This window comes from Streptomyces sp. NPDC042371 (assembly GCF_056437465.1).
On sequence record NZ_JBWKAP010000017.1, the window covers coordinates 121,516 to 147,084 of the forward strand.

25 protein-coding genes are annotated in these 25,569 nt (G+C 70.6%); 6 read left to right on the forward strand and 19 right to left on the reverse strand.

The features are described 5' to 3' along the window. Positions 1 to 7: 7 nt before the first annotated feature. From AC068B_RS36280 to AC068B_RS36290, 3 genes are all read right to left on the reverse strand, one after another. A complete protein-coding gene (locus AC068B_RS36280) occupies positions 8 to 961 on the reverse strand; it encodes a hypothetical protein (protein WP_478675756.1) in 954 nt (317 codons plus the stop codon). A 111-nt stretch (positions 962 to 1,072) separates the two neighbouring features. Continuing rightward, entirely contained in the window at positions 1,073 to 2,296 is a 1,224-nt protein-coding gene (locus AC068B_RS36285) for an aminotransferase-like domain-containing protein (RefSeq protein WP_478675757.1), read from the reverse strand. Positions 2,297 to 2,395: 99 nt separating this feature from the next. Next, positions 2,396 to 3,739 carry a helix-turn-helix domain-containing protein gene (locus AC068B_RS36290; RefSeq protein ID WP_478675758.1) on the reverse strand — a complete coding sequence of 448 codons (1,344 nt, stop codon included), beginning with the start codon at positions 3,737 to 3,739 and terminating at the stop codon, positions 2,396 to 2,398. A gap of 186 nt (positions 3,740 to 3,925) precedes the next feature. Between AC068B_RS36290 and AC068B_RS36295 the strand changes: the two genes are divergently transcribed. The 3 genes from AC068B_RS36295 to AC068B_RS36305 all read left to right on the forward strand — a co-directional run bounded on the left by AC068B_RS36295 (position 3,926) and on the right by AC068B_RS36305 (position 6,170). Continuing rightward, positions 3,926 to 4,570 (forward strand): DUF4232 domain-containing protein, encoded by a 645-nt coding sequence (locus AC068B_RS36295; RefSeq protein ID WP_478675759.1) that lies wholly within the window; start codon positions 3,926 to 3,928, stop codon positions 4,568 to 4,570. 101 nt (positions 4,571 to 4,671) lie between these two features. Beyond that, positions 4,672 to 5,145 carry a carboxymuconolactone decarboxylase family protein gene (locus tag AC068B_RS36300; RefSeq protein WP_356252220.1) on the forward strand — a complete coding sequence of 158 codons (474 nt, stop codon included), beginning with the start codon at positions 4,672 to 4,674 and terminating at the stop codon, positions 5,143 to 5,145. Positions 5,146 to 5,297: 152 nt separating this feature from the next. Beyond that, the gene (locus AC068B_RS36305; protein ID WP_478675760.1) at positions 5,298 to 6,170 is read left to right on the forward strand and encodes an NAD(P)-dependent oxidoreductase; all 873 of its coding nucleotides are present in this window, start codon (positions 5,298 to 5,300) and stop codon (positions 6,168 to 6,170) included. Here the strand turns inward: AC068B_RS36305 and AC068B_RS36310 are convergent, their stop codons facing one another. The 7 genes from AC068B_RS36310 to AC068B_RS36340 all read right to left on the reverse strand — a co-directional run bounded on the left by AC068B_RS36310 (position 6,171) and on the right by AC068B_RS36340 (position 13,891). After that, complete coding sequence (locus AC068B_RS36310) at positions 6,171 to 7,151, reverse strand: zinc-binding dehydrogenase (RefSeq protein WP_478675761.1); 981 nt, start codon at positions 7,149 to 7,151, stop codon at positions 6,171 to 6,173. A 92-nt stretch (positions 7,152 to 7,243) separates the two neighbouring features. After that, entirely contained in the window at positions 7,244 to 8,233 is a 990-nt protein-coding gene (gene hemB, locus AC068B_RS36315; protein WP_478675778.1) for a porphobilinogen synthase, read from the reverse strand. Positions 8,234 to 8,360: 127 nt separating this feature from the next. Then, a complete protein-coding gene (locus AC068B_RS36320) occupies positions 8,361 to 10,016 on the reverse strand; it encodes a bifunctional uroporphyrinogen-III C-methyltransferase/uroporphyrinogen-III synthase (RefSeq protein WP_478675762.1) in 1,656 nt (551 codons plus the stop codon). Beyond that, a complete protein-coding gene (gene hemC, locus AC068B_RS36325) occupies positions 10,013 to 11,026 on the reverse strand; it encodes a hydroxymethylbilane synthase (RefSeq protein ID WP_478675763.1) in 1,014 nt (337 codons plus the stop codon). Before hemC ends, AC068B_RS36320 begins: the two co-directional genes overlap by 4 nt. Then, positions 11,023 to 12,558, reverse strand: a complete 1,536-nt coding sequence (locus AC068B_RS36330; RefSeq protein ID WP_478675764.1) for a glutamyl-tRNA reductase — start codon at positions 12,556 to 12,558, stop codon at positions 11,023 to 11,025. Before AC068B_RS36330 ends, hemC begins: the two co-directional genes overlap by 4 nt. Next, the gene (locus AC068B_RS36335; protein WP_356252241.1) at positions 12,555 to 13,310 is read right to left on the reverse strand and encodes a redox-sensing transcriptional repressor Rex; all 756 of its coding nucleotides are present in this window, start codon (positions 13,308 to 13,310) and stop codon (positions 12,555 to 12,557) included. Before AC068B_RS36335 ends, AC068B_RS36330 begins: the two co-directional genes overlap by 4 nt. A gap of 305 nt (positions 13,311 to 13,615) precedes the next feature. Beyond that, positions 13,616 to 13,891: a glutaredoxin family protein gene (locus tag AC068B_RS36340; protein WP_478675765.1), complete on the reverse strand. Its 276-nt coding sequence runs from the start codon at positions 13,889 to 13,891 to the stop codon at positions 13,616 to 13,618. Positions 13,892 to 13,995: 104 nt separating this feature from the next. On the opposite strand from AC068B_RS36340, the gene AC068B_RS36345 reads away from it, so the two are divergent. The 3 genes from AC068B_RS36345 (at position 13,996) to AC068B_RS36355 (ending at position 17,577) form a co-directional block, all read left to right on the forward strand. Beyond that, positions 13,996 to 14,949 (forward strand): HAD family hydrolase, encoded by a 954-nt coding sequence (locus AC068B_RS36345; RefSeq protein ID WP_356252247.1) that lies wholly within the window; start codon positions 13,996 to 13,998, stop codon positions 14,947 to 14,949. A gap of 338 nt (positions 14,950 to 15,287) precedes the next feature. Continuing rightward, positions 15,288 to 16,082, forward strand: a complete 795-nt coding sequence (locus tag AC068B_RS36350) for an ECF subfamily RNA polymerase sigma factor, BldN family (RefSeq protein ID WP_055566626.1) — start codon at positions 15,288 to 15,290, stop codon at positions 16,080 to 16,082. Positions 16,083 to 16,320: 238 nt separating this feature from the next. Beyond that, positions 16,321 to 17,577: a DUF5667 domain-containing protein gene (locus AC068B_RS36355; RefSeq protein WP_478675766.1), complete on the forward strand. Its 1,257-nt coding sequence runs from the start codon at positions 16,321 to 16,323 to the stop codon at positions 17,575 to 17,577. A 67-nt stretch (positions 17,578 to 17,644) separates the two neighbouring features. Here the strand turns inward: AC068B_RS36355 and AC068B_RS36360 are convergent, their stop codons facing one another. The 9 genes from AC068B_RS36360 to AC068B_RS36400 all read right to left on the reverse strand — a co-directional run bounded on the left by AC068B_RS36360 (position 17,645) and on the right by AC068B_RS36400 (position 25,452). After that, the gene (locus AC068B_RS36360; protein WP_478675767.1) at positions 17,645 to 18,706 is read right to left on the reverse strand and encodes a lysophospholipid acyltransferase family protein; all 1,062 of its coding nucleotides are present in this window, start codon (positions 18,704 to 18,706) and stop codon (positions 17,645 to 17,647) included. 14 nt (positions 18,707 to 18,720) lie between these two features. Then, positions 18,721 to 19,782, reverse strand: a complete 1,062-nt coding sequence (locus AC068B_RS36365; protein ID WP_478675768.1) for an NAD-dependent epimerase/dehydratase family protein — start codon at positions 19,780 to 19,782, stop codon at positions 18,721 to 18,723. A 176-nt stretch (positions 19,783 to 19,958) separates the two neighbouring features. Then, the gene (locus AC068B_RS36370; protein ID WP_003948845.1) at positions 19,959 to 20,057 is read right to left on the reverse strand and encodes a 30S ribosomal protein bS22; all 99 of its coding nucleotides are present in this window, start codon (positions 20,055 to 20,057) and stop codon (positions 19,959 to 19,961) included. A gap of 149 nt (positions 20,058 to 20,206) precedes the next feature. Then, on the reverse strand, positions 20,207 to 20,416 hold the full coding sequence (locus AC068B_RS36375) for a helix-turn-helix domain-containing protein (RefSeq protein WP_157869005.1): 210 nt from the start codon (positions 20,414 to 20,416) through the stop codon (positions 20,207 to 20,209). A gap of 132 nt (positions 20,417 to 20,548) precedes the next feature. Then, entirely contained in the window at positions 20,549 to 21,364 is an 816-nt protein-coding gene (locus AC068B_RS36380; protein WP_478675769.1) for a phosphatase, read from the reverse strand. Positions 21,365 to 21,515: 151 nt separating this feature from the next. Beyond that, positions 21,516 to 22,691 (reverse strand): acetoin utilization protein AcuC, encoded by a 1,176-nt coding sequence (locus tag AC068B_RS36385; RefSeq protein ID WP_468555571.1) that lies wholly within the window; start codon positions 22,689 to 22,691, stop codon positions 21,516 to 21,518. Further along, positions 22,642 to 23,853: an MFS transporter gene (locus AC068B_RS36390; protein WP_478675770.1), complete on the reverse strand. Its 1,212-nt coding sequence runs from the start codon at positions 23,851 to 23,853 to the stop codon at positions 22,642 to 22,644. The genes AC068B_RS36385 and AC068B_RS36390 overlap by 50 nt, the downstream gene beginning before the upstream one ends. Positions 23,854 to 23,919: 66 nt before the next feature. Continuing rightward, positions 23,920 to 24,663, reverse strand: coding sequence for a VC0807 family protein (locus tag AC068B_RS36395; protein WP_478675771.1), 744 nt, complete (start codon positions 24,661 to 24,663; stop codon positions 23,920 to 23,922). A 144-nt stretch (positions 24,664 to 24,807) separates the two neighbouring features. Further along, positions 24,808 to 25,452, reverse strand: a complete 645-nt coding sequence (locus AC068B_RS36400) for an HAD family hydrolase (RefSeq protein ID WP_478675772.1) — start codon at positions 25,450 to 25,452, stop codon at positions 24,808 to 24,810. Positions 25,453 to 25,569: the final 117 nt, after the last annotated feature.

Below are 25,569 nucleotides of genomic sequence, written 5' to 3' on the forward strand. Positions count from 1 at the left end.
CAGTGGGTCAGGCGTAGTAGTGGATGGTGCCGTTCAGCGCGGCGGTGCCACCACTGCCGCAGATCTGCTTGAACGTCGCGGCGAACGCCTTCAGTTCACCGGCTTCGTCCAGGGCGAGCTTGGTCACCTTGAACTCTCCGGACGTGGTGTTGCAGCCGCGGCCGTTGCCGTAGACGTCGAGCTCTCCGAGGCCGTCGTCGCCGAACCGGTTGGCCTGGTAGGTCTTGCCGACCTCCAGGGTCTGCCCCTTGGGCGCGCCGATGTCGGCGGACCAGTCGTCGCGCTTCCCTGAGGCCGAGTAGTGCACCCGGGACGCGTCGCCGGACGCCTTGAAGGTGCTGGTGGAGCCGGTGTAGCCGACGGTGCGTCCAGCGCCGATGTAGTCCTCGGGGTCGCTCTGGAAGCGGTACGAGAGCGGGTAGGCGTGGAATTTGACGGCGCCCTTGAGTGCGGGGGCCGTGGCGCTCTCGCAGTTCTGGGTGAACGACGCGTCCAGGAGGGTGACGTTGCCGTCCGCGTCCGTCTCGATCTGGTTGACCGCGAACGATCCGTACACCTCGTTGCAGCCGCGGCTGCCGCCGCTGACGTCGAGGCCGGGCGAGCGGCCGGTGCGGAAGGCCGCGCGCTCGGCGCCGCGGTAGACGCCGGGGCGCAGCTTTTCGCCCCTGGGCGCCGCGATGTCGATGCTCCACTCCGCGTCGGGCAGCGACACCGTCAGGGACTCCGCGGTGCCGCTGATCCGCATCGGGCTCTGCGGGTCCTTGTACGTGCCGGACTTGCCCTGGCCGATGTAGTCGCCCTCGGCGCTCGTGTACGCGTACGAGCTGACGGCGACCGGGTCGCCCGCGGCGGCCCGCGCGGGCGCGGCGACGGTGATCAGGCCGCCGGCCACCGCGACGCCGACGAGGGCCTGTCCGAATCTCTTGGCAGGCCGATTGGCAGGCAGAGCTGTACTGCGCATGGATGATCCCCTCTGTGTGAAGCATCCGCACTCCCCAGGCGGATGAACTCTCAACAGCGGTCACCCTAGGCGCAGGTACTGACAACTACCTCCGAAATAAAGCGAGTTCGCTCAGCTTTCACCGGAAGCAACCGCGAACGCCCGGCCGAGCCGCCGCAGCCCTTCCGCGATCTCCTCCGGCGTCTGCGTCACGAAGCACATCCGCAGGGTCGCCCGGTCCGGCTCGCCCGCGAAGAACGGGGCCCCGGGGACGTACGCCACCTGGTGCGCGATGACGGTCCGCAGCAGCTCTGTCGTGTCGTGTCCTTCGGGGAGCCTGGCCCACACGAACATGCCGCCCTCCGGACGGATCCAGGCGGAGCCTTCGGGGAGGGCGTCCGGGAGGCCCGCGAGCATCGCGTCCCGCCGCTCGCGGTAGACGCCCGCGACATGGGCGACGTGCGCGTCCAGGTCCCTGTCGGCCAAGTAGCGTGCCGCGGCCAGCTGGTTGACGGTGGGCGTGTGCAGGTCAGCGGCTTGCTTGGCGACGGCGCAGGCGCGCAGCAGCGCGGCGGGCGCGCGCAGCCAGCCGAGGCGCAGGCCGGGCGCCATGACCTTGGAGAAGCTGGAGAGGAGGACGGTCCGGTCCTCGGCTCCGGGGTACGTGGCGATCCAGGGCGCGCGCTCGCCCTCGAAGCGCAGTTCGCCGTACGGGTCGTCCTCGATGATCCACAGTCCGAGCCGCTGGGCGACCCGGGCGATCGCCGCGCGCCGGTCGGCGGGCAGGGTGCGTCCGGTCGGGTTCTGGAAGGTGGGGACGGTGTACAGCAGCTTGGGGCGGTGCAGGGCGACGAGGGTGTCGAGGGCCGCCGGGTCGATGCCGGACTCGTCGCAGGGCACGGGCACCACGCGGGCGCCCGCGAAGGCGAAGGCCTGGAGGGCCGCGAGGTAGCAGGGGTTCTCGACGAGGACGGTGTCGCCGGGCTCGATGAGCGCGGTGGCGAGGAGCGAGAGGGCCTGCTGCGAGCCGGTGGTGACGAGCACGTCGTCGGGGTCGGTCGGCAGTCCGCGGACGGTCGCGCGGGCCGCTATCGCGGTACGCAGCGCGGGCTCGCCCTCGGTCGTCGAGTACTGCAGGGCACGCTCGGGCGTCTCTTCGAGCACCGCGCGGAAGGCGGCCGCGATGCCGTCGCCGTCGAAGAGGCCGGGGGCGGGCAGCCCGCCCGCGAAGTTGATGACCTCGGGCCGCGCGGTGACCGCGAGGATGTCCCGTACCGGCGAGCCCCCGACGGCCGTGGCGCGCGCGGCGAGCGGCGGCAGGGGGGCGGCTGCTGGGGAGGGCTCGGTGACGGTCACGGCGACGGCTCCTTCGGCGCTGGCGGCTGTGCCCGCACCCTAAGCACGCAGGTGCGGGCCCCACACGCCGTTCCGGGATGCGGACGCGGAGGTACCGGGTCAGCCGTTCTGCGGCTGCTTGATCCACTTGTCGTAGCCGGGCGGCCAGCCGTACGTGGGCCGCCCCTTCTTGCCGCTGGTGCGGAACGGCTTGCCCTGGTCGTCGATGCGCAGGGCGTCGTGCCGCTTGCCGCTGGACCACTCCAGCTCCAGGTACCACCGCACGTCGTGCAGATCGGTGTTGGCGATGATGAAGAAGACCTCGGGGTCGTTCTCGCTGACCTTGTACGGGAAGTCGCGCTGGCCCGACTGGGGTTTGACCTGGGGCGACCCGCCGTCGAGATCGATGGAGAAGGACTTGGGGTCGACGTCGCCGCCGCAGCCGGTCGCCATCTGGAAGTTGTTCCAGGCCAGCGGCGCACTGGTGCTCTGCACCCGGACGTTCATGTCCTGCAGGACGACGGTTTCGTCGCCCGTGCCCTGCACGGTGACCTCGATGAGCTGTCGGCCCGCGGGGACGGCGCCGAGGTCGCCGACCCAGCCCGCCGCGTCCTGCGCCGCGGGCTGCTCCGGCACCTCGGAGGCCTTGCGGTTCACCAGGAAGTCCTGCAAGCAGGGGTCGTCCATGGCGTACGGCCTGGTGCGCACCGTCACCGGTACGTCGAAGGTGCCGCCACCGTTGCCGCCTGCGGAGGCCGGGCCCTTGCCGGGGCCTCGGGAGGCCTTGGATCCGGGACCGTCGCTCTCGGAGGGCGACGCGGAGGCGCCGTCCTTCTTCTTGCCGTCGGCCTTCTTCTTGGCGTCGTCGCTCTTGGCCTTGCCCTTGCCTGTGGGGGCGTCGTCCGGCGAGTCGCCGGGGCGGGGCGAGGATACCGCGCCCGTGTCCTTCTTGTGGCCGTCGCTGCCGTTGCCGTTCATGGCGAGGGCGACGGAACCGATCCCGACGACCGCGGCGACGACGGCGGCCGCGAGGATGAGGGGGCGCCTCTTGCGCGACAGGGTGCGCTGCGGGCGGTTGGTGACCAACTCGGGCTCGGAGTCGGGGTTTTCCGGCCCGGCGCCGGAGCGTGCCGGTTCGGGGGCGGCCTGTTCCGCGGCGGGGGCGGGGCGTTCGGGGGCCGGGGCGGGGCGTTCCGGTTCAGCGGCGGCGCGTTCCGAATCCGCCTTCCTGCCCCGCGTCGCGTCCGCCAGGATCCACCGCCGGTGGACTTCGACGAGCTCCTCCGGCGACGCCTTGCAGAGGCGGGCGAACCGCTCCACTGGAGCGAACTCGGTGGGAACCGCGTCCCCGTTGCAGTACCGGTGCAACGTCGACGTGCTCATGTGGAGCCTCTTGGCCAGCACTCCGTAACTGAGTCCCGACCGCTCCTTGAGCTCCCGCAGCAGCTCCGCGAGAGTCGCCATCTCCACCCTCCACCATTCCATTCACGCGTTCCAAGGGGAGATCATTCCCCCAGTTCAGAGCCGGTGCGACCATTCCAGCGTCCCCAACTCCCCGGCACCCGTGGCGACTGGGACCCGTCACGGCACAAGCTGTGCCCATCCAGGCCATCCAAGCACGCCGCCTCCGGCACACATTAAGGACCAGCCATGCCCCGCACCGGTTCCCGGACGACCGCCGCAGTCCGTATCTCTGCGGCCACCGCCATCGCACTCGGCACCCTCTCCCTGACGGGCTGCGCCAGCGGAACCGGCACTCGGGACGAGGGCGCGGCGACGCTCGTGGCACAGGCGACGGACAAGCACAGCACGGTTCCGCAACCCGCTTCCAACCGGCGCACCGCACGGAAGCCGGTCCCCTGCACCGGCGCGAACACCGAGGTGGCCGTCACCGAGGTCTCCCGCCCCGTGCACCACCTCCTCATCACCGCCACGAACATCGGCACCAGGCCATGTGACGCGTACAACGCCCCCTATCTCCGCTTCGACGACGCCCAGGCCTCCGCAGACACCGACCCGGACTCCGTACCGCAGGCGGTCGTCACCCTGGAGCCCGGCGAGTCGGCGTACGCGGGCGTGGTGCTTTCGGCGACGGACGGCGCGGAGGGTGAAGGGAAGGACGGCCACACCGCCCACCGCCTGGGCGTCCTGTTCGCCAACCGGTCCATGGACGGCGGCGTCGGCCCGGAGGCGACCGTCCCGCTGCCTTCGAGCGGCGCGAACGGCATGCATACGGACGGCTCGGCGCGCACCACGTACTGGCAGCAGTCGCCGCGGGACGCCCTCATCCGGTGACGCGATATCCAGGAGACGCAGGTCACATCCGTTGGTGTCACATCTCGCGAGGTCCGTCCGTCCTAACTGTGAACCACCAGCCAACGGCACAGGAGCACACCATGGAAGCCCGTTTGAACGTCTTCGCAAGCCCGTCCGCAGGCAAGGCCATGAAGCACCTGACCGCGGTCGGCAAGGTCGTCTCGGACACGGGGCTGCCCGCCGCCACGCAGGAACTGGTGAAGATCCGCGCGAGCCAGATCAACGGCTGCGGCTTCTGCCTCGACATGCACACCAAGGAAGCGATCGCCGCCGGTGAGAACAGCACGCGCCTCCACCTGGTCGCCGCGTGGCGCGAGGCCACGGTCTTCACCGACGCGGAGCGTGCCGCCCTGGAGCTGACGGAGGAGGGCACTCGCATCGCCGACGCGGCGGGCGGGGTGTCGGACGAGGTCTGGGGCAACGCCGCCAAGCACTTCGACGAGGAGCAGCTCACCGGCCTGACGATGCTGATCGCCCTCATCAACAGCTACAACCGCCTGAACGTGATCCTGCAGCAGCCCGCGGGCGACTACCAGCCCGGCCAGTTCGGCTGACCCGGCCCGGCACGGGGAGCTCCGACCGGCTCACGCACCTTTTGGTGAGTACCGCACAAAAAAGTCGGTACTTGTCCGCCCCACGGAGCCCCACGAGGATCGAACACGTACCCGAAGGAACGGTCCGACGGGACGCCTCGAAGGAGTTCCCCGTGCCCAACACCCCTGTCTCCGTCCTCGGTCTCGGCCTGATGGGCAGCGCCCTCGCCGCCGCCTTGATCAAGGCCGGGCACCGGACGACCGTATGGAACAGGACGGAGTCGAAGACCGGCCCGCTGGTGGCCCAGGGCGCCATCCCCGCCGCCACCGCGCGGGACGCCGTCACCGCGGGCGGCCCGGTCATCGTCTGCCTCACGACCAACGACAACGTACGCGCCCTCCTGGAGCCGGAGGCCGAGGCCCTCGCGGGACGCACCGTCGTCAACCTCACCAACGGCACGCCGGGCCAGGCGCGGGAGCTGGCTGACTGGGCGGCGGCCCACGGCATCACGTACATCGACGGCGGCATCATGGCCGTCCCGCAGATGATCGCGACCCCGGGCGCGTACATCCTCTACAGCGGCACCGACGAGGCGGCCTTCGAGACGCACCGGCCGACCCTGGCCGCGCTCGCCGACACGAAGTGGGTCGGCACCGACCCGGGCCTCGCGGCGCTCTACGACCTCTCCCTGCTCACCGGCATGTACGGCATGGCGGCGGGCGTCGCCCAGGCGTTCGCGCTGATCGGCAGCGAGTCCATTCCGGCCCGCGACTTCGCTCCGCTGCTCAGGGACTGGGTGGTCGCGATGGCGCACGGAACCATCCCCGGCATGGCCGAGGGCCTCGCCACCGACCAGCACCTCACGGACGTCTCGAACCTCGCCATGAACCGCGCGGCGTTCCCCAACTTCACCAGCGCGTTCACCGAACAGGGCCTGCGCACCGACCTGTTCGACCCCTTCCAGGACCTCCTGGACCGCGCGGTCGATGAGGGCCACGGCGCCGACGGCTTCTCCCGCCTGGCGCTGCTGCTCAGGAAGGACTGACTACGGGACCAGCACGACCTTCCCGGTGGTCTCCCGCCGCTCGATGGCGGCGTGCGCCTCGGCCGCCCGCTCCAGCGGGAACGTCTGGACCGCGGGCACCAACTGCCCCTTGGCAGCGGCCTCCAGGGCCTCGCGTTCGCGCGCGGGGCCGTCGCCGGGGTTCTCGATCAGCCGCAGCAGCGCGTTGGTGAAGGTGATGTCCCGCTCCGCGAGCACCTCGGGGCGGGGCTCGAAGGCGTCCTGCGACGACCAGCCGATCACGACGTACCGTCCGCCGTCGGCGAGCAGTTCGAAGGCCGCCGCGCCCTTCTCGCCGCTCACCCCGTCGAGTACGGCGGTGACGCGCCGCCCGCCGCCGAGTTGCTCGGCGACCTCGCGCTCCCAGCCGGGCCGGTTGTAGTCGACGGCGATGTCGGCGCCGAGCGCACGCACGGCGTCGACCTTGGCGGGCCCGCCCGCCGCGCCGATCACCGTCGCCCCGAGGGCGTGTGCGTACTGGACGACGAGCCGCCCCACGCCACCCGCGGCGGAGGTCACCAACACCACGTCGTCGGACCGGAGTTGGGCCGCACCGAGCAGCCCCATGGTGGTGGCCCCGGTCATCACCATGGTCACCGCGGCCTCGAAGCCGAGGCCGTCAGGGACGACGTGCGCCTCCGCGATTTCGGCGACCGCCAGTTCGGCGTACCCGCCGGGGACCGAGCGCGGGACCACCACGGAACGCCCGAGCCACGCGGCGTCGACACCGGGGCCCACGGCCTCCACGGTCCCCGCGACCTCACCGCCGAAGACCGCGGGCAGTTCGGGCAGGGGTGGCGCCATGTCGGACGCCTCGCCCCGGCGCATCACGGTCTCCACGAAGTGAACTCCCGCCGCCCGTACGGCGATCCGCACCTGGCCCGGCCCCGCGACGGGGTCGGGCAGGGTCTCGTTGCGGAGGTTCTCGGCGGGACCGAACTCGTGCAGGACGACAGCGCGCATGGTGTGCTCCTCGGAACGTGGGAACGAACGTCGATGCACACCACCCTCCGACCTCAACCAAGGTTGAGGTCAAGGGCCGCCCGCGAGGGGCTTCAGAGCTGCCGCGCGACCTCGGTCGCCCAGTACGTCAGGATCATGTTCGCGCCCGCGCGCCTGATCCCCGTCAGGGACTCCATGATCGCCGCGTCCCGGTCGATCCAGCCCCGCGCGGCGGCGGCCTCGATCATCGAGTACTCGCCACTGATCTGGTACGCCGCCACCGGCACGTCCACCGCGTCGGCGACCTTCGCCAGGATGTCGAGGTAGGGACCCGCGGGCTTGACCATGACCATGTCGGCGCCCTCCTCCAGGTCCAGGGCGAGCTCCCGCAGGGACTCACGGCTGTTGGCCGGGTCCTGCTGGTACGTCTTGCGGTCGCCCTTGAGCGACGAGCCGACGGCCTCGCGGAACGGGCCGAAGAACGCCGACGAATACTTCACGGAGTACGCGAGGATGGACACGTCCTCGTGGCCGACCTGGTCCAACGCGTCGCGGATGACGCCGATCTGACCGTCCATCATGCCGCTCGGGCCCACCACGTGGGCGCCCGCGTCGGCCTGGACCTGCGCCATCTCGGCGTACCGCTCAAGCGTCGCGTCGTTGTCGACCCGGCCCTGGGCGTCCAGCACACCGCAGTGCCCGTGGTCGGTGGTCTCGTCGAGGCACAGGTCCGACATGACGATGAGGTCGTCGCCGACCTCGGCGCGCACGTCGCGGAGCGCGACCTGGAGGATCCCGTCCGGGTCCGTGCCCGCCGTGCCGACTGCGTCCTTCTTCGACTCCTCGGGAACTCCGAAGAGCATGATCCCGGCGACCCCGGCCTCCATCGCCTCGACGGCCGCCTTCTTCAGGCTGTCGCGGGTGTGCTGGAAGACGCCGGGCATGGCCCCGATCTCCACGGGGTCACTGATCCCCTCGCGCACGAACGCGGGCAGGATCAGATCGGCCGGATGCAGCCGCGTCTCGGCGACCATGCGCCGCATCGCGGGAGTGGTCCGCAGCCGCCGCGGCCGCGCTCCGGGAAAGGATCCGTACTTGGTCACTGTCTCTCTCACCTCACGAAATGTTCCGGCCCCGGCGAAGGAACTCAGCCGGGGCCGGGAAAATATTCAGCCCGTCCGGCGTTCGAGGACGAACTCGGCGAAGCCGGTGATCAACGGTGCCGGACTCTCAGGGTGCCGTACGCCGCCGACGGGACCCCGGCCGACGTTCACTGGGCCGCGTAACGGGATCCCCCGCGTCCAGCGCGGCGGCACGCCGAGCCGCACCGAACTCCGCCAACGCCTCGGCGAGCTTGTGCACCGACGGCTCCGGAGCCATCACGTCCACCCGCAGCCCGTGCTCCTCCGCGGTCTTCGCGGTGGCCGGGCCGATGCACGCGATCACGGTCACGTTGTGCGGCTTGCCCGCGATGCCGACGAGGTTGCGCACCGTGGACGACGAGGTGAAGAGGACCGCGTCGAAGCCGCCGCCCTTGATCGCCTCGCGGGTGTCCGCCGGGGGCGGCGACGCGCGCACCGTCCGGTAGGCGGTGACGTCGTCGACCTCCCACCCGAGGTCGATGAGCCCGGCGACCAGCGTCTCCGTGGCGATGTCCGCGCGCGGCAGGAACACCCGGTCGATCGGGTCGAAGACCGGGTCGTACGGCGGCCAGTCCTCCAGGAGACCGGCGGCCGACTGCTCACCGCTCGGCACCAGGTCCGGCTTGACGCCGAAGGCGACCAGCGCGGCGGCGGTCTGCTCGCCGACGGCCGCGACCTTGATCCCGGCGAAGGCACGCGCGTCGAGCCCGTACTCCTCGAACTTCTCCCGCACCGCCTTGACGGCGTTGACCGAGGTGAAGGCGATCCACTCGTACCGTCCTGTGACCAGGCCCTTGACCGCGCGCTCCATCTGCTGGGGCGTGCGCGGCGGCTCGACCGCGATGGTCGGGACCTCGTGCGGCACGGCGCCGTAGGAACGCAGCTGGTCGGAGAGCGAGGCCGCCTGCTCCTTCGTGCGCGGCACGAGGACGCGCCACCCGAAGAGCGGCTTCGACTCGAACCACGACAACTGGTCGCGCTGGGCGGGGGCCGAACACTCGCCGACCACGGCTATGACGGGCCGACCACCGTCGGGCGAGGGCAGCACCTTCGCCTGCTTGAGTACCTGCGCGACGGTGCCGAGCGTCGCGGTCCAGGTGCGCTGGCGCGTCGTCGTACCGGCGACGGTCACGGTCATCGGGGTGTCGGGCTTGCGGCCCGCGGCCACCAGCTCACCGGCGGCCGCGGCCACCGAGTCGAGGGCCGTCGAGACGACGACGGTCCCGTCGGACGCGCCGACCTCGCTCCAGCAGCGGTCGGACGCGGTACGGGCGTCGACGAAGCGGACGTCCGCACCCTGTGCGTCCCGCAGCGGCACACCCGCGTACGCGGGCACACCGACGGCGGCCGCGATGCCGGGCACCACTTCGAAGGGGATGCCCGCGGCGGCGCAGGCCAGCATCTCGTCGGCCGCGTTGGTGTCGAGGCCCGGGTCGCCGCTCACCGCACGCACGACCCGCCTGCCGCCCTTGGCCGCCTCCATGACAAGATTGGCGGCAGCTCGGAACGGCGTCGCGTCGGCGGTCATTGACGTGTCGTCAGCTGTCGGCTGGGGTGTGTCCACACCTCCCCTGGCATGCACGCGGACGACGTCGAGCACATCAGGCTCGGCGATCAGCACATCCGCTCGGGCCAGCGCCTCGACGGCGCGCAGGGTCAGCAGTCCCGGATCTCCGGGACCGGCACCGAGAAAGGTGACGTGCCCGTGTGCGGGAATGCCGGGAAGGTTCGAGGTGGGGCTCAAAGTGCTCGCTCCCCCATCAGACCGGCCGCGCCCTTGGCGAGCATCTCGGCTGCGAGTTCGCGGCCCAGCGCCATGGCCTGGGTCTCCGTCTCGGGCACGGGACCGGTGGTGGACAGCTGCACCAGCGACGAGCCGTCGGTCGTACCGACGACGCCGCGCAGGCGCATCTCCTTGACAATCTGCCCGTCGGCCATGGGGGTCTCCCCTGCTCGAGCGAAGTCGAGAGCTTGGGGAAAGTCGGCCAGCGCACCCACGGGGGCGCTACAACCGGCTTCCAGGGCGGCGAGCAGGGATCGCTCGGCGGTCACGGCGGCCCGGGTGTGCGGGTCGTCGAGCTCGGCGAGCGCGGCGGCGAGTGACGCGTTGTGCGCGGCACACTCGATCGCCAGTGCCCCCTGGCCGGGGGCGGGCAGAATCGTGTCGACCGACAGGAGGTCGGTCACCTCGTCGGCCCTGCCGACGCGGTTGAGTCCGGCGGCGGCGAGCACGACGGCGTCGAGCTCCCCCTTGTGCACGTATCCGATGCGGGTGTCGACGTTCCCGCGGATCGGCACGGTCCGGATGGTCATGCCGTGGCTGCGCGCGTAGGCGTTCAGCTGCGCCATGCGGCGCGGCGAACCGGTGCCCACGCGGGCTCCCCCGTCAGGGGACTGCGCAACCAGCTCCGCGAAGGTCAGGCCGTCGCGCGCCACCAGGGCGTCGCGCGGGTCCTCGCGCACCGGCACGGCGGCGAGGGTGAGCTCGGCGGGCTGTGCGGTGGGCAGGTCCTTGAGCGAGTGCACGGCGAAGTCGACCTCGTCGCGGGCCAGCGCCTCGCGCAGCGCGGCGACGAAGACGCCGGTGCCACCGATCTGCGCAAGGTGCTCGCGCGAGGTGTCGCCGTACGTCGTGATCTCCACCAGCTCGACGGGACGCCCCGTCAACTCCTTGACTGCCTCGGCCACTTGGCCGGACTGGGCCATGGCCAGCCTGCTGCGCCTGGTCCCGAGCCTGAGAGCCCTCTCCGTCATGCCCGGCCTCTATTCGGGTCGTCGTTCTCGTTGTTCATGTGGTCAGCCCTGCTGACCGCCGCGACCGTCTGCGGGTCGAGGTCGAAGAGCGTGCGCAGCGCGTCCGCGTATCCGGCGCCGCCGGGCTCGCTCGCCAGCTGCTTGATCCGCACCGTGGGCGCGTGCAGCAGCTTGTCGACGACGCGGCGCACGGTCTGTGTGATCTCCGCGCGTTGCTTGTCCTCCAGGCCCGGCAGACGTCCTTCGAGGCGGGCCATTTCACCGGCCACCACGTCGGCGGCCATGGTGCGCAGGGCGACCACGGTCGGCGTGATGTGCGCGGCCCGCTGGGCGGCGCCGAAGGCGGCGACCTCGTCGGAGACGATGCCGCGGACCTTCTCCACGTCGTCGGCCATCGGGGCGTCCGCGGACGCCTCGGCGAGCGACTCGATGTCGACGAGGCGCACCCCGTCGATGCGGTGCACGGCCGCGTCGATGTCGCGCGGCATGGCGAGGTCGAGGAGTGCGAGCGACGTCGTACGCCCGTCGGAGGCGTCGCCGTCCCGCGCGGCCACCAGTGCCGGGCCTTCGCCCTGTGCCTTCTCCAGCCATGCGGCGTGCTGTTCGAAGCCGGTGGCGTCGCCTCCGGTGGTCCCGTCGGTCCCGGCCGGGTCCGCGGACGGCGCGAGGGTGTCACGCACGGCGGGCGGCGGGGTCGTGCGGCCCACGGCGGCGGCGACGGCCTCGGCCGTCAGGACCAGACCGGTCGCACCGGTGCAGGAGACCACCACGTCGGCACGTGTCAGTTCGTCGGCCACGTCGGCCATGGGGACGGCGCGCGCGGTCGCTTCGGTGCCGGAGTCCGCGAGGATCTCCGCGAGGCGCCGGGCCCGCTCCAGCGTGCGGTTGGCGACGACGAGCTCCCGGACACCGGCGCGCGCGAGCGTCGCCGCGGCCAGCGAGGACATCGAGCCCGCGCCGATCACCAGGGCGCGCTTGCCCTCGGCCCAGGTCTCCACGGACCCGCCCGCGGCGAGCTGTTCGAGGCCGAAGGTCACGAGCGACTGCCCGGCCCGGTCGATGCCGGTCTCGGAGTGCGCGCGCTTGCCGACCCGCAGGGCCTGCTGGAACAGGTCGTTGAGGAGCTTGCCCGCGGTGTGCAGCTCCTGCGAGCGCGCCAGGGCGTCCTTGATCTGCCCGAGGATCTGCCCCTCGCCGACGACCATCGAGTCGAGCCCGCACGCCACCGAGAAGAAGTGGTGGACGGCGCGGTCCTCGTAGTGGACGTACAGATAAGGAGTGAGCTCCTCCAGGCCGACGCCGCTGTGCTGCGCGAGCAGCGTGGACAGCTCGGCCACGCCCGCGTGGAACTTGTCCACGTCGGCGTAGAGCTCGATGCGGTTGCAGGTGGCGAGCACGGCCGCCTCGGCGGCGGGCTCGGCGGCCAGGGTGTCCTGCAGGAGCTTGGCCTGCGCGTCCACGGACAGCGCGGCGCGCTCCAGGACGCTCACCGGGGCGCTGCGGTGACTCAGCCCCACGACCAGGAGACTCATGCCGGCATCACGGCGGGGACGTCCCCGTCGGGTCCCTTGCGCTGCTGCTTGGCGGAGACGGGCGGGACGGGGCCCTCGTGGGCGGCGTCCTCGCCGGCCTTGCGCTGCTCGTGGAAGGCGAGGATCTGCAGCTCGATGGAGAGGTCGACCTTGCGCACGTCGACACCCTCCGGCACGGAGAGGACCGTCGGCGCGAAGTTCAGGATGGAGGTCACACCGGCGGCGACGAGCCGCTCGCAGACCTGCTGGGCCGCCCCGGCGGGGGTCGAGATCACGCCGATGGAGACGCCGTTGTCGCTGATGATCTTTTCGAGCTCGTCGGTGTGCTGCACCGGCATGCCCGCGACGGGGGTGCCCGCCATCGCGGGATCGGCGTCGATCAGTGCGGCGACCCGGAACCCGCGCGAGGCGAACCCGCCGTAATTGGCGAGCGCGGCGCCGAGGTTACCGATGCCGACGATGACAACCGGCCAGTCCTGGGTCAGCCCGAGTTCACGGGAGATCTGGTAGACGAGATACTCGACGTCGTAGCCCACGCCGCGCGTCCCGTAGGAGCCCAGATACGAGAAGTCCTTGCGCAGCTTCGCGGAGTTGACCCCCGCGGCGGCCGCGAGCTCCTCGGAGGAGACCGTGGGTACCGAGCGCTCCGACAGTGCGGTGAGGGCTCGGAGGTACAGCGGAAGCCTGGCGACGGTGGCCTCGGGAATTCCTCGGCTGCGGGTCGCCGGTCGGTGAGTTCGGCCAGTTGCCACGGTGCTCCTGCGGGTAGAGCGGGGCTGCAGGCGGTCACTCGTCCCCAGACCGCCCCGTCGAATGCAGGCTATGTCTTTGTGAACGCGTGCACAAAGATGGTGTCCGATTTGCCCGGCCAACGTGACCGGGGTCACGCACTCCCGGCGCACGACCGTGGAACCGGCGCACGGACGACATCGTCGCTCATTTGATGGGGGCAAAACCGCACACTCTCCTCACGATCGTCGCCCCCGAGACCAAAACCGCCCCAAAGCGTAATCGACTTTGCGGGCACTTTGGACTGACCGGTCAGTGCCGGATGGCCCTACCCGTCGAGCTCGCGCCGCAGCCGCGCCTCGTCCACGCGCCAGAAGGTGTGCTGCTCCCCGTCCACCAGAACGACCGGGATCTGTTCCCAGTAGGCCCGGTGCAGCTCCTCGTCCTGGGTGATGTCCTTCTTCTCCCAGGGAGTGCCGAGCTCCCCGCAGACCTTCTCGATCACCGACTGTGCGTCATCGCACAAATGGCACCCCGGCTTCCCGATCAGGGTGACCAGCCGCTCCTGCGGTTTCCGCTTCGTACGTCGAAAAATCGGGCTCATACCGTCATTCTCGCCCGGTCGCCCAACCGCCAGGACACGGAGAGTTCACAGGCCCGAATCCTCCCGACTCCGGAACCTCCGAACAAACTGGCTATGCTCACGACATGGCCGCTCTCGGATGGCTCACCCCCCGTAGGCGCTCCGCCACGGCGCGGAGCGTGTTGGCAGGCGAGGCCTCGGCTGAGGCAGCGCGCAAGTCCTCCCAGGAGCTGGAGGAACTCGACGCCCTCGCCGCGCAGACCACGCCCGACGAAGGACCGCAGGAACCGGAGTTCCCCGTCGTCGGCGACGACAAGGCCGCCGCCTTCTTCGACCTCGACAACACCGTGATGCAGGGCGCCGCGATCTTCCACTTCGGCCGCGGGCTCTACAAGCGGAAGTTCTTCGAGCGCCAGGAACTGTTCCGATTCGCCTGGCAGCAGGCCTGGTTCAGGCTCGCGGGCGTCGAGGACCCCGAGCACATGCAGGACGCCCGCGACAGCGCCCTGTCCATCGTCAAGGGCCACCGGGTCGCCGAGCTGATGTCCATCGGCGAGGAGATCTACGACGAGTACATGGCCGAGCGCATCTGGCCGGGCACCCGCGCCCTCGCCCAGGCCCACCTCGACGCGGGCCAGAAGGTCTGGCTGGTCACGGCCGCCCCGGTGGAGATCGCCACGGTGATCACCCGCCGCCTCGGCCTGACCGGGGCCCTGGGCACCGTCGCCGAGTCCATCGGCGGCGTCTACACCGGCAAGCTCGTCGGCGAACCCCTGCACGGCCCCGCGAAGGCCGAGGCCGTCCGCGCCCTGGCCGCCGCCGAGGGCCTGGACCTGGGCCGCTGCGCCGCGTACAGCGACTCGCACAACGACATCCCGATGCTCTCCCTCGTCGGGCATCCGTACGCGATCAACCCCGACGCCAAGCTGCGCAAGCACGCGCGCGAGCGGGACTGGCGGCTGCGGGACTACCGCACGGGCCGCAAGGCCGCGAAGGTCGGCATCCCGGCCGCCGCCGGTGTCGGCGCGCTCGCGGGCGGCGCCGCCGCGGCCGTGGCCCTGCACCGCCGCCGTCACTGAAGGCACGTTCCGGCCCTGCCCGTGCGCCCCGCCCCGAGCATTCCGTCGGTCCTACCCCGCCACGCCTCCCGCCAGTCACGCCGGTAGCACTCGGCCACAACACGCCTCAGGCCGACACGGAATGTGAACTGATTCGATCAACAAGTGCTCACTCTCCGGTGCTTGAACGGGCGGCAATCGGTTACAGAAGCGACGTAATCGATGATTTGAGCAACTGGGTGTAGCGCTGCCTGTACGAAGCGTTATTCTCCTCAGACGCATAAAGGACCCCGCACGTCGCTACGACGGGTGAACGGTCCCGCACTGCACGTGATGGAAGCTCTGCCTCTGGGAGTCCCGTGTACCCACACGTCGGGGTTGACGCCTCGGGCCTGGCTACGCTGCGCGCAACGGTCATCGACCGCTTGCGCGGCTTCGTCCCCACCGCGTACGCCGTCCCCGCCGTCCCCGCACTCGCCGTCCCCGCACCCGCCGGGCCCTGCTATGCCCTGGCCAACAGCGGGGCGGCTGTCAGCAGACGGGCCCGTTCCGGCTCCGCTGCCGCCACCTCGGCCCCCACCCCTCGCCGTCCCGCAGCGGACAGCGACAGCGCGCGCATGATGGATCTCGTCGAACGCGCTCAGGCCGGTGAGTCCGACGCCTTCGGACGCCTCTACGACCAGTACAGCGACACGGTCTACCGCTACATCTACTACCGCGTGGGCGGCAAGGCGACCGCCGAGGATCTCACCAGTGAGACCTTTCTGCGCGCCCTCCGCCGCATCGGCACGTTCACCTGGCAGGGCCGTGACTTCGGCGCCTGGCTGGTCACGATCGCGCGCAACCTGGTCGCCGACCACTTCAAATCAAGCCGATTCCGCCTCGAAGTGACCACCGGCGAGATGCTCGACGCCAATGAGGTCGAGCGCAGCCCCGAGGACTCCGTCCTGGAGTCCCTCTCGAACGCGGCCCTCCTCGAAGCCGTCCGCCGCCTCAACCCCCAGCAGCAGGAGTGCGTGACCCTGCGCTTCCTCCAGGGGCTCTCCGTCGCCGAGACCGCGCGGGTCATGGGAAAGAACGAGGGCGCGATCAAGACCCTCCAGTACCGCGCGGTGCGCACGCTCGCACGGCTCCTGCCCGACGACGTCCGATAGCGCTTCGTGGTGCCCAACTCACCTTCCGTGGCCGGTGGATGGGTGCCACGGAATTGTCGCGGTCCGATCATCTTTCGTCCGTAACCCAAGTGCCGCGACGCTCGTTGTGCGGGATGCAGGCTCCCTGTGGTCGCTACCTGGCTGGCTCCGCTCACTCGATCGTGTGGAAATGGTCAGGACATGCAACCCTCAGGACCCCCTGGGGAGTCGACCGTCTTGACGAGAGGAGGTGCCGCCAGTGATCGCGAACGTATCGGCCCACCGGCGGGCGAACGCCTTCGCCCAGGCCCTGGAGGAGTATTCCGACCAGGGTCCGGCGGCCGAGCAGTCCGAGGACTCAGCGCCCGTGCCAGCGGCCGCATCCGTGGAGTCCCCCGAAACCACCGGCCGCGCCGAACCGACCGAGCAGAGCCACATGCTGGCCCTGACGGACGGTCTCGACGCGCTGCCCAAGCCCGTCCTGGACCCCGAGGTCAAGGTCGTCCAGCGCGCCCAGCTCGTGGCCGCGATGGAAGCCATGTTCCTCGAGGGCGGCAGTCCCTCGGTGCCCGAGCAGCGGTCCCGCAAGGGTGCCCACCGCGCGGGTGCCCTGGGGAAGTTGCGGCCGCGTTCCCGTCTGTCCAAGGGCATCGCGGCGGGCGGCCTCACCGTCGGCGTCGCCGCGGGCGCGTTCGGCGGAGTGGCCGCGGCCAGCTCCGACGCACTGCCCGGCGATTCGTTGTACGGCCTCAAGCGCGGCATGGAGGACTTCAAGCTGGGCCTGGCCGACGGCGACACCGATCGTGGCCAGATCTATCTCGACCATGCCTCGACGCGGCTGAACGAGGCCCGCAGGCTCATGGAGCGGGGCCGCTCCGGCGCCCTGGACCACGAGTCGCTCGGCGAGGTCAGGCGAGCCCTCTCCGGCATGCGGCACGACGCCACGGAGGGCCACCGCCTGCTCCTCGAGGCGTACGAGCGCGACGGCTCCCTGGGCCCCATCCAGGCGCTGTCCGCGTTCTCCCAGTCGCACCGGGAAGCGTGGAGCGACCTCCAGGGCCGCCTCCCCGTCCAGCTGGGCGACGTGGGAGAGCAGGTGAACTCCGTCTTCGACGCCATAGACGAAGAGGTCGACCCGCTGCGCTCCCTGCTGCCCCGCGCACCGGAGAAGGGCGGCTCCACCGGTCGGACGTCCCAGAGCCCCAGCGGCTCCGACAGCTCCGACGGTCGCCCCTCCCATCCCTCGGGCGGCGGCAGCTCGCACGGCGGCGGGACGGGCAGCGACAGCAAGCCGAAGCCCTCCACGTCGGACCGCCACGACGACGGCCTCCTCGGTGGCACCACCGGCGGCCTGCTCGACCCACCGGACGAGAAGGAGACCAGCCCGCAGCCCTCGGACGGCAAGAGCAAACCCGGTCAGCACAGCTCCCCGGTCGACCCGGACGTCACGCTGCCCCCGCTCCTGCCCGGCCTGCAACTCCCGGAGCTCGGCATCAAGGGCGAGGACGCGAACTAGTCCCTGTCCGTACGCAGTCGGGGGCGCCCTCCTCACCAGGAGGGCGCCCCCGACTGCGTACACGCCCCTAGAAGAACACCGACCGCCGCTGCACCAGCAGCTTGTACAGCGAATGCTGGATCTGTTCCCGCACCTGATCCGTCAGGTTGAACATCAGCATCGGGTCCTCCGCCGCCTCCGGCGGGTACCCGTCCGTCGGGATCGGCTCGCCGAACTGGATCGTCCACTTCGTCGGCAACGGCACCGCGCCCAGCGGACCGAGCCACGGGAACGTGGGCGTGATCGGGAAGTACGGAATGCCGAGGACCCGCGCCAGGGTCTTGGCGTTGCCGATCATGGGGTAGATCTCCTCCGCCCCGACGATCGAGCACGGCACGATCGGTGAGCCCGTGCGCAGCGCCGTCGAGACGAAGCCGCCGCGGCCGAACCGCTGCAGCTTGTAGCGGTCGCTGAACGGCTTCCCGATGCCCTTGAAGCCCTCCGGCATCACGCCCACCAGCTCGCCCCGCTCAAGGAGCCGCTCGGCGTCCTCCGCACAGGCCAGCGTGTGCCCGGCCTTGCGGGCCAGTTCGTTGATCACCGGCAGCATGAAGACGAGATCGGCGGCGAGCAGCCGGAGATGGCGGCCCTGGGGATGGTTGTCGTGCACCGCGACCTGCATCATCAGGCCGTCCAGCGGCAGCGTCCCGGAGTGGTTGGCGACGATCAGCGCCCCGCCGTCGGCGGGGATGTTCTCGATGCCCTTCACCTCCACCCGGAAGTACTTGTCGTAGAACGGCCGGAGCATCGACATCAGGACCTGGTCGGTGAGCTCCTCGTCGTAGCCGAAGTCGTCGACCTCGTACTCACCCGTGAGCCGCCGCCGCAGGAACGAGAGGCCGCCAGCGATGCGCCGGTCCCAGCCGCCACCGCCCCGCGGCTCCGGCACCTTCCCCTGCGGCTCCGCGGGCGCCGGCTGCGGAGCCGCGAGCTGCTGCACGTCCTGCTGCCCCTCCTGCTGCCCGGGCAGCGCCTTGACCCCGGCCACGGGGTCGCCCTTGCGCCGGGGCGCGGACCTGCGGCGCGAGGTGCGCTGCGCGCTCCCGCGCGACCGGTCGTCGTCGAACGGAATGACCTTGGCGTCCGCCATCGTTGACGCTCTCCTCAGTTGGCGCTCTGGTGGCCACCCGCGAGGGGCAGCGCGGCGATCCGGTCGACTGCCCCCGCGAGGGCACCTGGTGGCAGCAGCCCGGGGCCCCGGCTGCGTACGAAGTCCGCGAAGGTCTCCGCGGTCGTGTACTTCGGCCTGAACCCCAGTGTCTCGCGCATCTGCCGGGTGGCCACGACCCGGCCGTGGGTGAGCAGCCTGATCTGCTCGGGCGAGAAGTCCGACATGCCGACCGTGCGCAGCGCCGAGCCGACCCAGGTGACGGCAGGCAGCAGCACCGGCACGGTGGGGCGGCCGAGCCGCCGCGAGCACTGGGACAGGAGCAGCTGGCCGTCGCCTGCGATGTTGAACGTGCCGCTGTTGAGCGTGCCGCGCTGCGGGTCGTGCGAGGCGAGCCGCAGCACCTCGACCGCGTCGTCCTCGTGGACGAACTGCAGGCGCGGGTCGTAGCCGAACACGGTCGGCAGGACCGGCAGCGAGAAGTACTCGGCGAGCGGGGAGTCCGCGGCGGGCCCGAGGATGTTCGCGAAGCGCAGCACGCACACCGCGACGTCCGGGCGGCGCCGCGCGAAGCCGCGCACATAGCCCTCGACCTCGACGGCGTCCTTGGCGAAGCCACCACTGGGCAGTGATTTGGGCGGCGTCGTCTCCGTGAAGACCGCGGGGTCCTTGGGCGCCGACCCGTACACGCTGGTGCTCGACTTCACCACGAGCCGCTGGACCGTCGGCGACTTCTGGCAGGCGCCGAGCAGCTGCATGGTGCCGATGACGTTGGTCTCCTTGACCGAGCCCCGGCCGCCCCGGCCGCCCCTGCCCCCGAGCGCGGTCGCCGTGACGTCCATGTGCACGACCGTGTCCACGCTGTGCTCGGCGAGCACCCGGGCGATGGTGGGCTGCCGGATGTCGGCCCTGACGAAGTCGGCGCCGCCCAGATGGTGCTCCGGTGGGACCGCGTCGACGGCGACCACCCGGTCGACGTCGGGGTCACGCTGGATGCGCCGGACGAACCGTCCGCCCAACTGTCGGGCCACTCCGGTCACGAGCACGACCTTGCCCAAGATCAGCGCCTGCCTTTCCCCAAACCCCTCGCCGCGCCACCGTCGGCGGTGTCCCGGACCACGCTATCTGGTGGACGTTGCGGTGTGATGTCCGTGAGCCCAGAGACGGCCGAAAACACCGAAGCCCTCCCGTCGGATGACGGGAGGGCTTCGGAACACGCTGTTACAGCGGTCGCTTACTTCTTGTTGCGACGCTGAACGCGAGTGCGCTTCAGCAGCTTGCGGTGCTTCTTCTTGGCCATCCGCTTACGCCGCTTCTTGATAACAGAGCCCACGACTACCCTCGCTCACTTCTCATCACTCGGTGCGGGGCAGCTGTCTGGGCCCACACGACCTACGTCGGCCCTAGCCTACCCGTCCCCGCGTGAGGGACGTAATCGAGGGGCAATGACCCCTGCCCGAAGGGCCCCGGGGGACCCCTCGCTCAACCTGCTTCGACCCCCACATAGGACTCGCGGAGGTACTCGTGAACCGCCTGCTCCGGAACCCGGAAGGACCTTCCGACCCGGATGGCGGGCAGATGACCGCTGTGCACCAGCCGGTACACGGTCATCTTGGACACTCGCATCACCGAGGCGACTTCCGCCACGGTCAGAAACTGAACCTCGTTCAGCGGCCTCTGGTCTGCAGCCATGACACCCCACCTGAACCTTCCGCACATGACGGGCACCGGCTTCCCCTTCCGGTGACTCTTCGTCGCTGCGCGCTCACTCCCCAGACTAGGGGCGGATGATGCGAGTGGGGAAGAGGAGCAGCCATCGGCCGCCTACTGTGACAGACACGCTCGATTGAGTACATAGCGAGTAAGCGGTCGGTAGTAATCAGACCGCACAGCGTCATCAAGCGGAACGACGACGGACACCTGCCCCTCGGCCTCCCCGACGAACAGCGCCGGATCGTCCGTATCCGCCAGACCGATCGCCTCAAACCCCAGCTGACCTGCTCCGCAGACCCATCCGTGGTCCCCGATGACCAACCCTGGAAGCGGCCCACCGGCCTCCGCTGCGGCATCCAGAGCGGCTCGAACCGGGAGGGGTGAGTGGGTGTGTGCGCCGGTCTCACTCCCGGTGGGACGCGCGCCGGGTTCGCGCACCAGCGCGACTCCTTGTACGTAGTCAAGGTTGTACGTACGTAGGCCAAACCGGGTCGTTATGTCGACACTGTTGCCCTGCGCGGGGGTGAGGACGGTGCATCCGGCCGCCGACAAGGCGTCCGCCAACGCGGCGTAGAAGCCGAGCAGCCGGTGCGGATGACCGGTCCCGAAGAGCACGGGGACCCGCCACCGGGCCGCGGCCGCGAGCCGTTCCGCGAACGCGTCGAGCGCCGCCAGCGTCCGCTCCGGATCGATGACGTCGACCCCCGAAGTGTGCCCCGGGTCTGCGGACACTCCGCACTTGTCGGACATCAGGCGCAGCAGATCACCGGAGCCCCAGCTCCATTCGGGGTCGAGCCCGAGAAGTATCCGCGGATCCCGGGCCGCGAAGAGCCGATAGCTCCGCAGGCTCTCTTCCCGTGAGGTGGCCACGGGCCCGGCCAACCGAGCCGCCAACAGATGCGCACGCAGGGCGCCGGTGCTCAACACGCTGCCGATGCTGGCGCATCCGCGCACGCCCGGACCACAAAACCCCGGAAACCACGCACAGTTGGGCTAACGCGGGCATAATCCAATCCGCTATCCGATCCGCTATCCGATCCGATCGGCCGACCCGAGGCTCCCGAGCCCCTCGGTACCGCTACGCGAGCAGCCCCCGCAGCGGAAACACCGCCCGCCGGGCCGCGAGCACGGCCTGGTCGAGCCGGTCGGCGGGGTCGTATCCCGACTCCCAGCCCTTCCACTCCACCGGCCACCGTCCGTCCGTCATCCGCCCGGGCGCCAACTGCCGGGTCCGCGCGAAGACTTCCTGCCGCCAGGCTTCGGGGATCTGCGCCGTGGGCTCGACCGGCCGCCCCGCGGCGATGGCGACGAGATGCGTCCAGGACCGCGGCACCACGTCCACCACCGCATATCCCCCACCGCCCAGTGAGACCCACCGCCCGTCGGCGTACTCATGGGCAAGGTCGTGGCAGGCGACCTGCACGGACCGCTGGGCGTCCAGCGAAACGGCGAGGTGCGCCAGCGGATCCTCGAAGTGCGTGTCCGCGCCGTGCTGCGTCACGAGGACCTGCGGCCGGAACTCGGCGAGCAGCTCGGGCACCACGGCGTGGAAGGCCCGCAGCCACCCGGCGTCCCCGGTCCCCGCGGGTAGCGCGATGTTCGCCGCGGTCCCCTCCGCGGCACCGTCCGCACCCGTCTCCTCGGGCCAGCCGGTCTGCGGGAACAGCGTCCGCGGATGTTCGTGGAGCGAGATCGTGAGGACCCGCGGGTCCTCCCAGAAGGCGGCCTGGACGCCGTCGCCGTGGTGCACGTCCACATCCACGTACGCCACGCGCTCCGCGCCCAGCTCCAGGAGCCGGGCGATGGCCAGCGCGGCGTCGTTGTAGATACAGAACCCGGAGGCGCCCCCGGGCATCGCGTGGTGCAGCCCGCCCGCGAAGTTCACCGCGTGCAGCGCGTCCCCGCGCCACACGGCCTCGGCCGCGCCGACGGACTGACCGGCGATCAGCGCCGAGGCGTCGTGCATCCCGGCGAAGGCCGGGTCGTCCTCCGTGCCGAGGCCGTACTCCCCCCGGGCGGACGCGGGGTCGAGGGAGGCGGCCTTCACCGCGTCCACGTAGTCCCCGCGGTGCACGAGACGCAGCGTCGAATCACCGGCACGCTTGGCCGCGACCACGTCCAGCTCCCGGTCGAGCCCGAAGGCGTCGACCAGACTTCGGGTCAGCCCGAGCCTGACCGGGTCCATCGGGTGACCCGGGCCGAAGTCATAGCCCGTTACTGCCTCGTCCCACATCAGCTGTGCGCGGCCGCTCATGCCCGTCACCGTACCGGTCCGGTCCTGGGGCGAAGGAACGGGCGTACAGCAGGGTCAAGAGCACCAACACCATGGGAACGACCATCGCCCCCCGGTAGTTCCAGGCATCCCCGAGCCCGCCCACCAGCGGCGAACCGATCAGGAACCCCACATAGTTGAAGATGTTCAGTCGCGCCACGGCCGCATCCGAAGCCCCCGGGAACAACCTCCCCGCCGCGGCGAACGTCTGCGGAACAATCACGCACAACCCCAGCCCGAGCACCGTGAATCCGGCGATCCCGACCCACGCCCCCGGCGCCACCGCCACGACCGCGAACCCCAGCGCCGCCACCACCGACCCGGCCCGCACCACCGCCACGGCCCCGAACCGCCGCACCCCCAGATCCCCGAGCCCGCGCCCCACCAGCGTCATGACCATGTAGACGTTGTACGGGACGGTCGAGACCTCCTCCGAACTCCCCAGCACGTCCTGCAGGTACTTGGCGCTCCAGTTGGAGACGGTCGAGTCGCCGATGTACGCGAACGTCATCACCAGACAGAGCGGCAGCAGCACCTTGAAGACGACGGCACCCCCGCCGTCCTCCGCACCCCCGCTCTCGGCCTTCGCGGCATCGACGTACCACCGGCTCCCGACCAACGCGGCAGGCAACAGCACGGCCACGACCGGCAGATAGGAGACGAAGAGCGACAGATCCCAGTGCGCCCCGGCCCAGGCCAGCGACGCCCCCACGATCCCGCCCAGGCTGTACGCGGCGTGAAAACCGAGCATGATGCTGCGCCCGTACGCCCGTTGAAGACTGACCCCGAGCATGTTCATGGACGCGTCGAGCGCACCCACCGCGAGCCCGAACCCGCCGAGCGCCACGGCGACCTGCCACAGCTCGTCGCCCGCGCCCACCCCCAGCAGCGCCAGCAGCACGGCGGGCTGCGACCACCTCAGCACCGCGCTCGGCGGCACCTTCTTGACGAGCTGCTCGGTGCCCACGCTCCCGACTCCCGCCAGGATCGGCACCGCAGCGAGGAAGACGGGCAGCAGCCCGTCGGATATCCCGTACCGGTCCTGGATCGCCGGGATCCGCGTCACGAGCAGGGCGAAGGTCACTCCCTGCACCAGGAAGGCGAACGCCAGCGAGGCCCTGCCGCGCCGCAGCACTTCGGTCATGGCTGCAGAGCGTAGGGCCCACGGCTACCAGTGGGTAGATGGATCACTCAACCAATTTCGGCGCCTTCAGCGCCCGGCCACGTCCGCCCCATCAGCCACACCCGCCACGTCCGCCTCGACCATCTTCTCCATCGGCCCGACGACCAGGCCGCCACTGACGAACATGGTCAGCGTGATCGTGCCGGCCGCGATCGCCCCGCCCAGCCACACCATGGTGTCGACGGGCAGCGTGTAGGCCCCCACGACCCGCAGCAGCGCCTCCCCGAAGAGCGCCAGACCCCATACGACCGAGAACATCCGCTCCAGCCGCGCGAACCGCCCGCGCTCGGCGCTCAAACGGTCCCAGGCCGCGGTCCTCGCCGCGTTCCCCTTGGTCACCCAGGGCTTGAGACCGGCGGTCATCAGCGGCCGCCCGGCCACCACCGACAGCAGGATCGCGATCCCCACGGTGGCGGTGATGGCGCTGTCCTTGGCGAGCATCAGCCGCGGATCCCCGGCGACGAGGCTCACCAGCAGCCCGACGACGTTGGCGGTCAGGATGAGCGCCGCGAGCCCGTTGACCCGCCGCTCCTTGACCAGGCTCCACAGCGTCCGCGCGGCCGGCACCACACTGCTCCAGGCCAGCGCGGCCATGGTGCCCATCCCGAACCCCTTGCTGAGCAGGTAGTACGAGGCGGTCGGCACCAGCGCGTCCAGCACCAGCGGCTTCAGGGACTCGACACGCGCCTTGCGTGCGTCGTCGGGGGCGTCGGCCGTGGTGACGGCGACGGGGCGGACCTCTACGAGGGCGTCGGTGGCGAGCTGACTCATGATCGGTTTCCTCCGTCGGGCTGCGTACGTCCGGCTTCACTTCCTCCGCGACAACCTCAGCTTCGCCCCCGGGGCCCACCCGCCGACAGAAACGATCGTCCGCACCTGGCCATGACAAATGTCAGCCCGACCACCCGGTCGACGTCATACGAGCAGGTCAACCAAGTCCCGCAGATCACCGAAGAGTTCATTGGCCCCCACGAGCCGCTCGGCGGGCGTCATGGCGGTGAACCCGAGGACATCCATCCCGGCGGCGACCGCGGCCTGCACACCGAGCGGACTGTCCTCCACCACGACACACTTCTCGGGCGCCACGCCCATGCGCTCGGCGGCGTACAGGAAGAGATCGGGCGCAGGCTTGCCCCGCCCGACATCCTGCGAGCTGAAGACCCGCTCCTCCCCGAACCACTCGTCAAGCCCGGTCTTCCGATGCCCGACCCGAATCCGCTCATGGCTCCCGGACGAGGCCAGACAGTAGGCCACGCCGTCACCGGCCAGCTTCTCCAGCACTTCCACGGCTCCGTCCACGGGCTGCAGCTCCCGCTCGAAGGCGGCGAACACCCGTCCGTGAAAGACGTCGTCGAAGTCCTCGGGAAGCCGCTGCCCGCTCCGCTCAAGAATCACATCGTGTACGCGGTGAATGGCGGCCCCCATGTAGTCGCGCAGGGAGTCCTCGTACGAGGTGGGGTGCCCGAGCTCGGTCAGATAACCGGCCAGGATCGTGTTGGAGATCGGCTCGCTGTCCACCAGAACGCCGTCATTGTCGAAGATGACCAGGTCGTATCGCATATCCCGACCCTAAGCGTTCCCAAAAGGCCTCAGAACGCAGAAAACCCCCGCACCATACGGTGCGGGGGTTTTCTCTACAATGAGTTCGGCGGCGTCCTACTCTCCCACAGGGTCCCC

Excerpts from the sequence above, each read along its gene's own strand:
- AC068B_RS36280 (WP_478675756.1), bottom strand. The coding sequence starts at position 961 with ATGCGCAGTACAGCTCTGCCTGCCAATCGGCCTGCCAAGAGATTCGGA.
- AC068B_RS36290 (WP_478675758.1), bottom strand. The coding sequence starts at position 3,739 with ATGGCGACTCTCGCGGAGCTGCTGCGGGAGCTCAAGGAGCGGTCGGGA.
- AC068B_RS36295 (WP_478675759.1), top strand. The coding sequence starts at position 3,926 with ATGCCCCGCACCGGTTCCCGGACGACCGCCGCAGTCCGTATCTCTGCG.
- AC068B_RS36300 (WP_356252220.1), top strand. The coding sequence starts at position 4,672 with ATGGAAGCCCGTTTGAACGTCTTCGCAAGCCCGTCCGCAGGCAAGGCC.
- AC068B_RS36310 (WP_478675761.1), bottom strand. The coding sequence starts at position 7,151 with ATGCGCGCTGTCGTCCTGCACGAGTTCGGTCCCGCCGAGAACCTCCGC.
- hemC (WP_478675763.1), bottom strand. The coding sequence starts at position 11,026 with ATGACGGAGAGGGCTCTCAGGCTCGGGACCAGGCGCAGCAGGCTGGCC.
- AC068B_RS36330 (WP_478675764.1), bottom strand. The coding sequence starts at position 12,558 with ATGAGTCTCCTGGTCGTGGGGCTGAGTCACCGCAGCGCCCCGGTGAGC.
- AC068B_RS36340 (WP_478675765.1), bottom strand. The coding sequence starts at position 13,891 with ATGAGCCCGATTTTTCGACGTACGAAGCGGAAACCGCAGGAGCGGCTG.
- AC068B_RS36345 (WP_356252247.1), top strand. The coding sequence starts at position 13,996 with ATGGCCGCTCTCGGATGGCTCACCCCCCGTAGGCGCTCCGCCACGGCG.
- AC068B_RS36360 (WP_478675767.1), bottom strand. The coding sequence starts at position 18,706 with ATGGCGGACGCCAAGGTCATTCCGTTCGACGACGACCGGTCGCGCGGG.
- AC068B_RS36375 (WP_157869005.1), bottom strand. The coding sequence starts at position 20,416 with ATGGCTGCAGACCAGAGGCCGCTGAACGAGGTTCAGTTTCTGACCGTG.
- AC068B_RS36385 (WP_468555571.1), bottom strand. The coding sequence starts at position 22,691 with ATGAGCGGCCGCGCACAGCTGATGTGGGACGAGGCAGTAACGGGCTAT.
- AC068B_RS36390 (WP_478675770.1), bottom strand. The coding sequence starts at position 23,853 with ATGACCGAAGTGCTGCGGCGCGGCAGGGCCTCGCTGGCGTTCGCCTTC.
- AC068B_RS36395 (WP_478675771.1), bottom strand. The coding sequence starts at position 24,663 with ATGAGTCAGCTCGCCACCGACGCCCTCGTAGAGGTCCGCCCCGTCGCC.
- AC068B_RS36400 (WP_478675772.1), bottom strand. The coding sequence starts at position 25,452 with ATGCGATACGACCTGGTCATCTTCGACAATGACGGCGTTCTGGTGGAC.